Source organism: Gemmatimonadetes bacterium SCN 70-22, assembly GCA_001724275.1.
Taxonomy (GTDB): domain Bacteria; phylum Gemmatimonadota; class Gemmatimonadetes; order Gemmatimonadales; family Gemmatimonadaceae; genus SCN-70-22.
The window spans coordinates 53696-64342 of record MEDZ01000016.1 but is presented as its reverse complement, the minus strand read 5'-3'; the positions used below and the strand labels follow the sequence as shown (position 1 = coordinate 64342).

Sequence of the window (10647 nt, the reverse complement as noted above, 5' to 3'; positions counted from 1 at the left end):
ACGCCGCCTGGTCGCTGGCGTGCACGCTGGTGGGTGCCGGCATCGCGGCGTCGCTCCTCAAGGGATTCGACTGGGAAGAAGCGGTGGCACTCTCGGTCATCCTCCTCCTGCTCGTCCCCAACCGCACCCTGTTCTACCGCACCACCTCCTTCACGCAGGAGCGCCTCTCGACCGGGTGGGTCGCGTCGATCGTCGCCATCGTGGCGGCCAGCGTCGGCGTGGGGCTCTTCTCGTACCGGCACCTCGAGTTCTCGCAGGAGATCTGGTGGCGCTTCGCCGTGCGGGGTGACGCGCCGCGCTTCCTGCGCGCCACCGTCGGCGGGCTCGTCGCGCTCGGGACGATGGGGCTGCTGCGGTTGTTGCGGCGTGGGCGCGTTGCCCTTCCCCCACCCGACGCTTCCGCGCTGAACGTGGTGCGCGGCATTCTCCCGTCATCCACCAACGTGGAGGGGAACCTGGCGCTGCTGGGCGACAAGTCGTTCCTCATCAGCGAGCGCGGCGACGCGTTCCTGATGTACGCCGTGCGGGGGCGCAGCTTCGTGGCGCTGCACGAGCCGATCGGGAACCCGCAGTCCGGGCGCGAGCTCCTGCTGCGCTTCATGGCCGTGGCCGACCGCGCCGGGGGGTGGCCGGTGCTGTACCAGATCGGCCCCGACTACCTCCCGCTGTGCATCGAACTCGGCTTCGCCATCGTCAAGCTGGGCGAGGAGGCGTTCGTTTCGTTGCGTGACTTCACCCTCGATGGGGGGAGGCGGAAGGGGTTGCGGCGCAGCCATCGCGAGGCGGCGCGGGGCGGGGCGACGTTCGAGGTGGTGGAGCGCGGCGCGGTGCACACGATCCTGCCCGAGCTGGAGCGCGTCTCCGACTCTTGGCTGCAGCAGAAGGCCACCGCCGAGAAGGGCTTCTCGCTTGGCGTCTTCGACCGGGACTACCTGTGCAACTTCGACATCGCCGTGGTGCGCGTCGGGGAGCGCATCGTCGCCTTCGCCAACATCCTCACGGCGGGGAACAGCGATGTCTCGGTGGACCTCATGCGCCATGACGATACGGGCCCCGACGGGGTGATGGACTTCCTGTTCGCCGAACTCATGCTGTGGGCGCAGGGGCGGGGCTTCCGGCGCATGGGGTTGGGGATGGCGCCACTGTCCGGGTTCGAGCCGCACGCCTTCTCGACGCGGTGGGCGCGCATCGCGGCGCTCATGTACGAGCACGGCGAGGCGGTCTACAACTTCCAGGGGCTGCGGCGCTACAAGGAGAAGTTCGACCCGACCTGGGAGCCGCGCTACCTGGCGACGACGCATCGGATGGCGCTGCCCCGCATCCTCCTCGACGTCATGACGCTGATCTCGGGCGGGGTGCGAGGGCTCGTGGCCCGTTAGGCACCGCCGCCGGCGGGCGCCTCTCGCTCCGGCTCCCCCCGCACCAACCGCATGCAGCGCGCCCAATTCGCCTAACGCACCGGCTGCGCCTCGAGTGCGGGGGCCAGCAGCGAGGCAATTGCGTCGAATCCCTCCGTCAGCCGGTGCCCTCCGGGGCGCGCCACGCGCCGCACGACGGTCGTGTCGGCGGCCAGGCACCCTGTCGTGCGGTCATCCTCGCCGTACACGCACAGGACGTTCAGCCCGCGCAGACGCTCGATCTCGGGAGCCAACGCCACGTCGTCTGGCCGCTCCACGTCGCGGATGAGGTCGACCAGGTGGAACTGGAAGTTCGCCCGCGCCGACATCGAGACGAGCACCACCATGGCGAGGCGCGCGCGCAGGTCGGCCGGCCATCGGGCCGCGGCGAACGGGGCGATGTCGGCGCCGCGCGAGTAGCCGAGGAGGATGATCCGGTCGCGCCGCCACGCCTGGGAGTAGGCGCGGGCCACGCACGCCAGGTCGCGCGCCGCCTCGTCGGGGGAGCGCCGCGTGCGAAGGTAGGCGCGCATGTTCACCCCCACCACCGCGCTTCCTCGCGCGCGCAGCGCCTGCGCCACTTCCTCGTCTGCGTGAGCCCACCCGCCATCACCGGTGAGGAGGAGGACCAGCGGGGCACTCCCGGCCGGCGAGGGGCGCTCGATGAGCGGGAGCGGCGCGCCCTCGGTCGTCGTGCAGGGAACGGCATCGCCGACGTGGGCGGCGGCGGCCGGCGCGAGGTATCCAACGATGGAAAGCAGGGCGAGCGCGAGCGGCATTTGCGGTCCGGGGATGTCATGAGCAGGGAAAGGGGCGGCGCACGGGGCATCCGTGCGCCGCCCCTCCCTGCAACCTCGCGGGGCGTGGCTTTCGTCCCGATGAACGCCTACAGTGTCGCCACCTCGCCCACGGGCATGTTGTACCGCAGGCGGGCGACGACGCCCTCGCCCTGCGCGTCCATGTCGGCGGCCGCTTCCCCATTCACCTGGCGAACGGTGGCCCCGTGACCGATCGCCGCGCGCACCAGCTCGTCGGTTTCCTCCGGACGCCCGGCGACGAATCTCTCGCTGAGCAGGAGATCGGCCACGCCGTCGCGCTCCAGCAGCGCCCGGGCCGCCTCGAGGCCGGCCACCCCCTTCCCGCGGGCACCGTGTTCGTCCAGGATCTCGCGCACCAGCTCGCGGTCGCGTTGCATCTCCCGGTCGGCGATCGCCCGCGTCACCGCCTGGGCGAGCTCGAAATCGCTCACGTGAATGTCGACGTGATCCACCGTGATGGTGCGCGCCAGCATCGGCGACGGCACCTGCTGCCTGGCCGCCGTCACCGCCCGCGTGGTCCCCGTCAACACCACCCACCCTTCCTTGGCAGCGAGCGAGATCGCCTTCTCGACCGCATCGGCGTACAAGCGCTGGCGTGCCGCCATCTTCAGCCGGTCGGCCTCGTCCGCCGCCGTCGGGCCCCGGGTCCCCCGGTGGAAGGCACCCGTCGGCGCTCCGAGGTTCCGCTCGGCGTCGATGTCCTCCTTGGTCGACATCGTCTCCAGGCGCTCCACCAGCCGTGGCGGCTCATAACGGAAGAGGTGCGCGTTGCGGCCGTCGACCAGGAGGACCGCCGACGGCTCCCCGTACGACGCGCTCCTGAGGAGCGGCGCCAGGTGGATCCCCTTGCTCCACGTCGCCACGTTCGGCACGACCGTATCCGTCGGAGCCGCGTAGAGTACCTCCTCGGGCGAGACGATGACCACGACCCCGGGGCTTCGCAGGGCGCTCCTGCGCATGATCACCCATTGACGCAGCTGCTCGATGGCCTTCTCGAGATTCGTGCGCTCGGCGTGATTCCCGCCCTTCACGCGCGCGCGCAAGGCATCGAGCGCATGGTCCAGTTCGGCCTGCCACATGTTGCGCTCGGCCGGATTCTCCGAAGTCGTGTGGAGATACACGGTGAGCACCTGCCGCTCACGGTAGTCGGTCGCGAGGTGCGTCAGGTCTCGATAGCTGAGCATATGACACCACGGTAGAGATGTAACCCACCACCTGCACTCTCCACTGGCAATCTGTGTGGCGCGCATCGGCGTGCTGTCCGAAAGCCCCCCTCCGTCGTGAGGGTTATCGCCGACAGGTCGTGGCACGGTTCCGCTCCCCCCGCGCTACACCTCGAGCGGCATCTCCTCGAACGCCTCCTTGCGGCGCTTGAGCTCGGCCTCCGATGGGGCGCCGACATGCACCACGGCCACACCGCCGCCGAGCTTGGCAAGCCGCTCCTCGAGCTTCTCCTTGTCGTCGTACGAGGTTGCCCGCGCGATCTGCGCGCGCATCTCCTGGCAACGCCCCTCTATCGCGGCTCGCTCGCCGGCACCGCCGATGATCGTCGTGCTGTCTCGGTCCACCACCACGCGCTTGGCCCGCCCGAGCTGCGAAGTCGTCAGGTGCTCCAACGCCACGCCCATCTCGGGCGAGACGACCTGCCCCGCACACAGGACCGCGAGGTCGTCGAGCATCGCGCGCCGACGGTCGCCGAAGCCCGGAGCCTTCACCGCCGCGCACGGGAGCACGCCCCGCATCCGGTTCAGCACCAGCGTCGCCGGGGCATCTCCCTCCACGTCCTCGGCGACGATCAGCAGCGGGCGCCCCCATCGGCGCTCCACCAGCACCCACTTCGACTTGGGGCCGAGGGTCACGCGCACGGCGTCCGCCAGCGTCGTCGCCCCCTTGAGCACCCGCTCCCGCGCAGCGCCCCGGAGCAGCAGGCGCTTGGTGGTCGGCATGGTCCGTCTCCCGATCGGCTCGTGCCGAAACCCTATGGCGGGAATGCCGGAATGACCATGGGCGCCACACCCCACCACGACGGCGATTCCCCGTCACGCATCGGGACGGCTGCCAGCGCCTCCCTGACGGCTCCCGCGCGGTTTCCCTCTGGTCGCGAGGGGGCGCCGCACGGTAGGGTTGTGGAGCCGCGCGAGGTCGGTGCCGCGGCGGGGGCGGTCGTCCCCGGACCGCTCCGCGGAGTGGGAGGTGTCCCCTTGCCACGCCTGCGCATGCAGGCGCATCCCATGTCGAGGTTCATCGATCGGCTTGAAGCGGGGCGCACGCTCGCTGCGTCGCTGGTCGAGTACGCCGGTCGCGATGACGTCATCGTCCTCGGGCTCCCGCGCGGCGGCGTGCTCGTGGCCGCCGAGGTGGCCGATGCGTTGCAGGCGCCGCTCGACGTCTTCACCGTGCGCAAGCTCGGGGTGCCCTGGAACCGCGAACTGGCGGTCGGCGCAATTGCCACTGGCGGCGTGGAGGTGCTGGACCGCGACCTGATGGCGCAGCTGGGCATCACCATGCGTGACATGCAACCCGTGATCGAGAGCGAGCTCGTGGAGCTGGCGCGTCGCGATGCGCTGTTCCGCGCCGGGCGTGGCGAGCTTCGGCTCGATGGCAAGGTCGTGATCGTGGCGGACGATGGCCTGGCCACCGGGTCGACCATGGTGGCGGCGGTCGATGCGATCCGGGGCCTTGGCGCCGCCAGGATCGTCGCCGCTGCCCCCGTCGCATCGGACAGCGCGCGCGACCTCCTCCAGCGGCGCGCAGACCAGTGCGTCTGCGTGGAGGTGCCAGCGCCGTTCTACGGCGTCGGCATGTGGTACCAGGACTTCCACGACGTGGGCGACGAGGAGGTACTGGCGGTGCTGGCGGCGCATCCGAGCACACAACGCACGGCCGGGTGAACGACGGGGGGCCGCCGCACGGCGCCCGTGAACGAGGAGGGATGGCGATGCCCAGGACTCGAACGCTCAGCGATGCGGCACACGTCTCGCGCATCGTGACGCAGGAAGCGCGTCACCTGTCTGGTGAGGGCCATGACTTCGATCCGATCGTCGAGAGGGCGCGCGACGCGCGCTACGTCCTCATCGGCGAGGCCTCGCATGGGACGCACGACTTCTACCATTTGCGCGGGGAGATCACGAAACGGCTGATCCGCGAGCTCGGCTTTGCCGGAGTGGCCGTCGAGGCCGACTGGCCCGACGCCTTCCGCGTCAACCGCTTCGTGCGCGGGAGTCCCGGTGACCACGATGCCGACGAGGCGCTGGGCGGCTTCCGGCGCTTCCCGCAGTGGATGTGGCGCAACGTCGATGTCCTCGACTTCGTGGGGTGGTTGCGCGCACACAACGACCACCTCCCGGCGGGGGCACGTCCCGCGGGTTTCTACGGTCTCGACCTGTACTCCATGCACGCCTCGATGGCGGCGGTGCTCGAGTACCTGGACGTCGTCGACCCCGAGGCGGCGCGTCGCGCCCGTCACCGCTACGCCTGCTTCGACCACTTCGGCGACGACCCGCAGGAGTACGGCTTCGCCGTCTCGCGCGGGATGTCGGAGCCCTGCGAACCGGAGGTCGTGGCCCAGCTGGTGGACATGCAGCGGGGCGCCGCCGCCTACGCCGAGCGCGACGGCCGTCTCCCTCCCGACGCGCACTTCTTCGCCCAGCAGAACGCCCGCCTGGTGGCCAACGCCGAGCAGTACTACCGGGCGATGTTTCGCGGGCGCGCCGACTCGTGGAACGTGCGCGACCGCCACATGTTCGAGACGTTGCGCCTGCTGAGCGATCACCTGCGCGCGGAGACGGGAGGGGGTGCGAAGCTCGTCGTCTGGGCGCACAACTCGCACCTGGGCAACGCCGCGGCCACCGAGATGTCCGAGATGGGCGAGCTCAACCTGGGCCAGCTCGCCAGGCAGGAGTTCGGGAGGGAGGCGCTCCTGGTGGGCTTCAGCACGTACACCGGGACGGTGACGGCCGCTCACGACTGGGGGGGGCAGGCCGAGCGCATGATGGTTCGTCCGGGCCTTCCCGACAGCTACGAGCAGGTCTTCCACGACGCGGGGCCGCGCCTCCTCCTCGACCTGCGGGACAACGGCGTGCTCCGCGACGTGCTCGACGAGCCGCGGCTGCAACGCGCCATCGGGGTGATCTACCGCCCGCGCACCGAACGGCTGTCGCACTACTTCCGGGCCCGGCTCCCTGAACAGTTCGACGTCATGCTGCATTACGACACCACCCGGGCGGTGGAACCGCTGGAACGCACGGGCGCATGGGAGAAGGGGGAGCTCCCGGAGACGTACCCCTCAGCGCTGTAGATCGTTCGCGCATGGGACGCGGCCGCGCGATGCGATCGTGCGGCCGCACCTGCTGCCCCCCGCGAGCGCGCTAGTCGCGGCGCCCTCGCGCCCGCGCGGAGCGCAGCAGGAGCTTCCGCTCGGCGGCCGCCGCGTTGTGGCGCGTGCGCTCGATGACGTCCGGGTTCACCGAGATCGAGTCGATCCCCCACTCCACCAGGCGCTCCACGTACTCGGGGTGCACCGAGGGGGCCTGTCCACAGATGGACGAGGTCATCCCCAGGGCGCGGCTCGTCTCGATGATGTGCCGCACCGCATCGAGCACGGCCGGGTCGCGCTCATCGAAGAGCGGGGCCAGCACGGCGCTGTCGCGGTCCACCCCCAGCATGAGCTGCGTGAGGTCGTTGGAGCCGATCGAGACGCCGGTCACGCCGAGCTTCGCGTACTCGGGGAGCCAGTAGACCACGCTCGGCACCTCGGCCATCACCCAGAGCTGGAGCCCCGGCTGGGCGCCCAGCGGAGACCGGTCGATGATGGCGCGGCACGCCCGCAATTCCGAGAGCGTGCGCACGAAGGGGATCATCAGGTGGAGGTTCGGGAAGTCGCGCCACACCTGCGCCAGCGCCTCCAGCTCGAGGGCGAAGAGGTCGGGCTCGCGCGTGTAGCGGAAACACCCCCGGTACCCGATCATCGGGTTCTCCTCGTGGGGCTCGAATGCCTCGCCCCCGATGAGCGCCCGGAACTCATTGGTGCGGAAGTCGGTCGCCCGGTACACCACCGGGCGCGGGGCGAAAGCCCCGGCAATGGTGCGCAGGTCGGCCGCCATCCGCGCCACGAACTCCGCCGTGCGCCCTTCCTCGATGAGCACCCGCGGGTGCGTATTGCCTAACGCGGACAGGAGCATGAATTCGGCGCGCAACAGCCCCACCCCGTCCACGTCGCGGGCCGCCACCTCGGCGGCATGCGCCGGGTCGGCGAGGTTCACGTACACCCTGGTGGCCGTCACCGGACGCTCGCCGTAGCCTGCCGCGGCGGGTGTGGTGGGGACGGCCGCGCCGGCGGCAGTTGCAGCGGGCATCGGCCGGGGAGTGGTCAGCCCGGCGGTGATCGTCCCCGCCCCCCCATCCACCGTGATGGGGTCGCCGCTCCGGATCACCGCCGTCCCGTTCCCCGTCCCCACCACGCACGGGATCCCCAACTCGCGAGAGACGATGGCCGCGTGCGACGTCATCCCGCCGGCATCGGTGACGATGGCCGCCGCGCGCCGCATCACGGGAACCCAGTCGGGCGACGTCATGGGGGCCACGAGCACCTCGCCCGCCTGCAGCGTCGCCCCATCGGAGGCGCGGGCGATGACGCGCGCCACCCCGCTCCCGATTCCCGGGCTCGAGCCCAGTCCGCGCACCAGGATCGCCCCCTCGAAGGCGTGCGCGTGCGTCGCGGCGCCCGGTGCCATCCGAGGTGACGTGACGTCGCGCCCGCCCCCTCGCGATGTGCCGGCTGCTCCCGCCGCCCGCGCTGGCTCCGCCGGCTCCCCCAGTGTGGTGATCGGGCGCGACTGCACCAGGAAGGCCCGCCCGCCCTCCACCGCGAACTCCATGTCCTGCGGCGCGCCGTAGTGCGCCTCGGTCCGCGTGGCCATCGCGACCACCTGCCGCAGCTCGTCGTCCGATAGGACCATTTGCATCTGGCGGGGATCGCCAGCCAGCTCCACGCGGACGTTCTCTCCCGACGCCGGGTCGCGCGCGAGCAGGAACGACTTGTTCCCCGCCACGCGCTGCAGCACGCGCCCGGTCGATTTCTCCACCACGTAGCGGTCGGGCGTCACCTGCCCCAGCACCACCACCTCGCCCAGCCCCCACGCCGCCTCGATCACCAGGTGATCGCGGTTGCGGGTCGCCGGGTCGACCGAGAAGATGACCCCCGACTTGTCGGACTGCACCATGCGCTGCACGACGACCGCGATCGACGGCGCCACCTGCAACCCGTGCTTCGCCCGGTAAAAGAGGATGCGCGGGCTGAAACCCGACGCCCCGCACCCGCGCACGGCGCGCAGGAGGCGGTCGTCACCCTGCACGTTCAGGAACGACTCGAACATCCCGGCGAACGATGTGGCCGCCGAGTCCTCGGCGGTCGCGGAGCTCCGCACCGCCACCAGCGCCGGCGTCGCCGCCGTCCCCAGGGCGCGGTACGCCTCGAGGATCGGCGTCGCAATGTCCGAGGGGATCTCGGCGCCAAAGACCAGCGCTCGCATCGCCTCGGCCGCCTTCTGGAGAGCGACGCCATCGTCGACGTCGAGCGTAGCGGCGATCGCGTCGAGCTTCGCCTTGACCGCCGTGCGCGCCAGGAACGCGTCGTACACGGCGCTCGCCACCACGAAGCCATCAGGGACGGGGATGCCGGCACGAACCAGCTCGCCGAGATTCGCACCCTTGCCACCAGCGTCGGCAATACGCGAACGGTCGAGCTGGGCGAACGGAATCGTTATGGTGGGGTTCATGAGGGACCTGGTGGGAAAGAGCACGCGCCTCGGGCGATCCTTCGGCGATGATAGCCCCCGCGCGCTCATCCGTAAGCCCCGGGAAGCCGCCATCGTCACAGGAAATGCACGGCGGAATTTGGGGTGAATCCCGGACAGCAAGTATCGCCGCGAAATCGCATCGTCGGCGCGTGGGGGGCCCCGTCAGTCCGTGTCGCATGCCCAGCGGCGCCTCCCCCATTCCAACGCCGGGGCACGACACAGGAGTTCGAGCATGCCGAACGTTCACATCACGCGCGACGTCGAGGGCGAGCGTACCCTTCCGGTGTTCCGCGAGATCTCCGATCGGCTGGAGGCGGTCCGCAAGAAGGCCTTCGAGCTCTTCCAGGGGCGCGGCGGTGAACTCGGCCACGAGCTGGAAGACTGGGTCGCCGCCGAGCACGCGGTCATGGGATGGCCGGCCGCCGAGGTCACCGAGAAGCCGGACGCCTTCGAGGTCGAGGTGACGCTCCCGGGCTTCGCCGCCACGGAGGTCGAGGTCACCGCGTCGCCGAAGGAGATCATCGTCCACGCCGCCAGTCATCACGAGAGGAAGGGCGAGGACACGAAGGTCATCTGGAGCGAATACGGCTCCAACGACGTCTATCGCCGCTTCGCCCTGCCGACGTCGGTGAATGCGGACAAGGTTTCCGCGCACCTGGACGACGGAATCCTCCACGTGATCGCGCCCAAGGTGGAGGTCGGCGCCGGGAAACGGATCTCCGTCTCGACGGCCTAGCGATCCGCGATCTCGGCTTAGGGGTGTCGCCGACGGCAAGGTGGGGTGCTTCGCCCTTGCTGCTGGCGGCACCTCTCGGCACATTCGGGCACCACCGTTCCGCGGACGACCTTCGACCCGGGGGCTGCATGCCGACCGTCACGACACGCCATTCCGAGCTGCATCGCGCCTCACGCATCGGATGGCTCCGGGCCGCGGTCCTTGGCGCCAACGACGGCCTCGTCTCCACGGCGTCGCTGGTGGTCGGTGTGGCATCGGCCGAGGCCTCGGCGCGCGCGGTCCTGGTGGCCGGGGTCGCCGGGTTGGTTGCGGGGGCGATGTCGATGGCGGCAGGCGAGTACGTCTCGGTGAGTTCCCAGGCCGATACCGAGGAGGCAGACCTCGCGCGCGAGCGAAACGAGCTCGCGACCGACCCCGAGTTCGAGCTCGACGAGCTGACGGACATCTACGTGCAGCGCGGCGTCTCGCCCGAGCTGGCGCGGCAGGTGGCCATCGACCTCACCGCCAAGGACGCGCTGGCCGCCCACGCGCGCGACGAGCTGGGCTTCACCGAGACCTCCGCCGCGCGCCCCCTGCAGGCCGCGCTCGCCTCGGCCGCCACCTTCGCCGCCGGGGCCATCCTCCCGATCGTCTTCGCCATCCTGGCGCCCGAGGGCAAGGTGACGATGGTCGTGGCGGCCGGGACCTTCGTGGGGCTCGTCGCCCTGGGGGCGACGGCGGCAAGGGCAGGGGGAGCGCCCGTGATGCGTTCGGTGCTGCGCGTCACCTTCTGGGGCGTCCTGGCCATGGCGGCGACGGCCGTCGCCGGGCGGCTCTTCGGAGCCGCCGGGTAGCTGCTGGCCCGTTCGGACCGGGGGCGCCTCGAGGGGCAACGTTTCGCCCCCGACAGTGGTAGCATT

Annotated in this window: 8 protein-coding genes and 1 pseudogene; 5 read left to right on the top strand and 4 right to left on the bottom strand. The window is 70.8% G+C overall.

The genetic code is table 11. The features are described from left to right. Positions 1–1379: pseudogene (locus ABS52_10015) on the top strand (hypothetical protein). Positions 1380–1450: 71 nt separating this feature from the next. Here the strand turns inward: ABS52_10015 and ABS52_10010 are convergent. The 3 genes from ABS52_10010 to ABS52_10000 form a co-directional block, all read right to left on the bottom strand. After that, positions 1451–2176: a hypothetical protein gene (locus ABS52_10010; protein ID ODT03328.1), complete on the bottom strand. Its 726-nt coding sequence runs from the start codon at positions 2174–2176 to the stop codon at positions 1451–1453. A gap of 107 nt (positions 2177–2283) precedes the next feature. Continuing rightward, positions 2284–3399, bottom strand: a complete 1116-nt coding sequence (locus ABS52_10005) for a hypothetical protein (GenBank protein ODT03327.1) — start codon at positions 3397–3399, stop codon at positions 2284–2286. Between the two features lie 144 nt (positions 3400–3543). Continuing rightward, positions 3544–4161, bottom strand: coding sequence for a hypothetical protein (locus tag ABS52_10000; protein ODT03326.1), 618 nt, complete (start codon positions 4159–4161; stop codon positions 3544–3546). 285 nt (positions 4162–4446) lie between these two features. Between ABS52_10000 and ABS52_09995 the strand changes: the two genes are divergently transcribed. Next, positions 4447–5106, top strand: a complete 660-nt coding sequence (locus ABS52_09995) for a hypothetical protein (GenBank protein ID ODT03335.1) — start codon at positions 4447–4449, stop codon at positions 5104–5106. A 41-nt stretch (positions 5107–5147) separates the two neighbouring features. Next, positions 5148–6512 (top strand): erythromycin esterase, encoded by a 1365-nt coding sequence (locus ABS52_09990; GenBank protein ID ODT03325.1) that lies wholly within the window; start codon positions 5148–5150, stop codon positions 6510–6512. Between the two features lie 70 nt (positions 6513–6582). On the opposite strand, the gene ABS52_09985 is transcribed toward ABS52_09990, so the two are convergent. Continuing rightward, positions 6583–8991, bottom strand: a complete 2409-nt coding sequence (locus tag ABS52_09985) for a pyruvate, water dikinase (GenBank protein ID ODT03324.1) — start codon at positions 8989–8991, stop codon at positions 6583–6585. A gap of 253 nt (positions 8992–9244) precedes the next feature. On the opposite strand from ABS52_09985, the gene ABS52_09980 reads away from it, so the two are divergent. Both ABS52_09980 and ABS52_09975 read left to right on the top strand, forming a co-directional pair. Continuing rightward, on the top strand, positions 9245–9748 hold the full coding sequence (locus tag ABS52_09980; GenBank protein ID ODT03323.1) for a hypothetical protein: 504 nt from the start codon (positions 9245–9247) through the stop codon (positions 9746–9748). 128 nt (positions 9749–9876) lie between these two features. After that, positions 9877–10581, top strand: coding sequence for a hypothetical protein (locus ABS52_09975; GenBank protein ID ODT03322.1), 705 nt, complete (start codon positions 9877–9879; stop codon positions 10579–10581). Positions 10582–10647: the final 66 nt, after the last annotated feature.

Bases quoted from the DNA above. Each gene is read 5' to 3' on its own strand.
- ABS52_09990 (ODT03325.1), top strand. From the start codon at position 5,148: ATGGCGATGCCCAGGACTCGAACGCTCAGCGATGCGGCACACGTCTCG.
- ABS52_09980 (ODT03323.1), top strand. From the start codon at position 9,245: ATGCCGAACGTTCACATCACGCGCGACGTCGAGGGCGAGCGTACCCTT.
- ABS52_10010 (ODT03328.1), bottom strand. From the start codon at position 2,176: ATGCCGCTCGCGCTCGCCCTGCTTTCCATCGTTGGATACCTCGCGCCG.
- ABS52_09975 (ODT03322.1), top strand. From the start codon at position 9,877: ATGCCGACCGTCACGACACGCCATTCCGAGCTGCATCGCGCCTCACGC.
- ABS52_09995 (ODT03335.1), top strand. From the start codon at position 4,447: ATGTCGAGGTTCATCGATCGGCTTGAAGCGGGGCGCACGCTCGCTGCG.
- ABS52_10005 (ODT03327.1), bottom strand. From the start codon at position 3,399: ATGCTCAGCTATCGAGACCTGACGCACCTCGCGACCGACTACCGTGAG.
- ABS52_09985 (ODT03324.1), bottom strand. From the start codon at position 8,991: ATGAACCCCACCATAACGATTCCGTTCGCCCAGCTCGACCGTTCGCGT.
- ABS52_10000 (ODT03326.1), bottom strand. From the start codon at position 4,161: ATGCCGACCACCAAGCGCCTGCTGCTCCGGGGCGCTGCGCGGGAGCGG.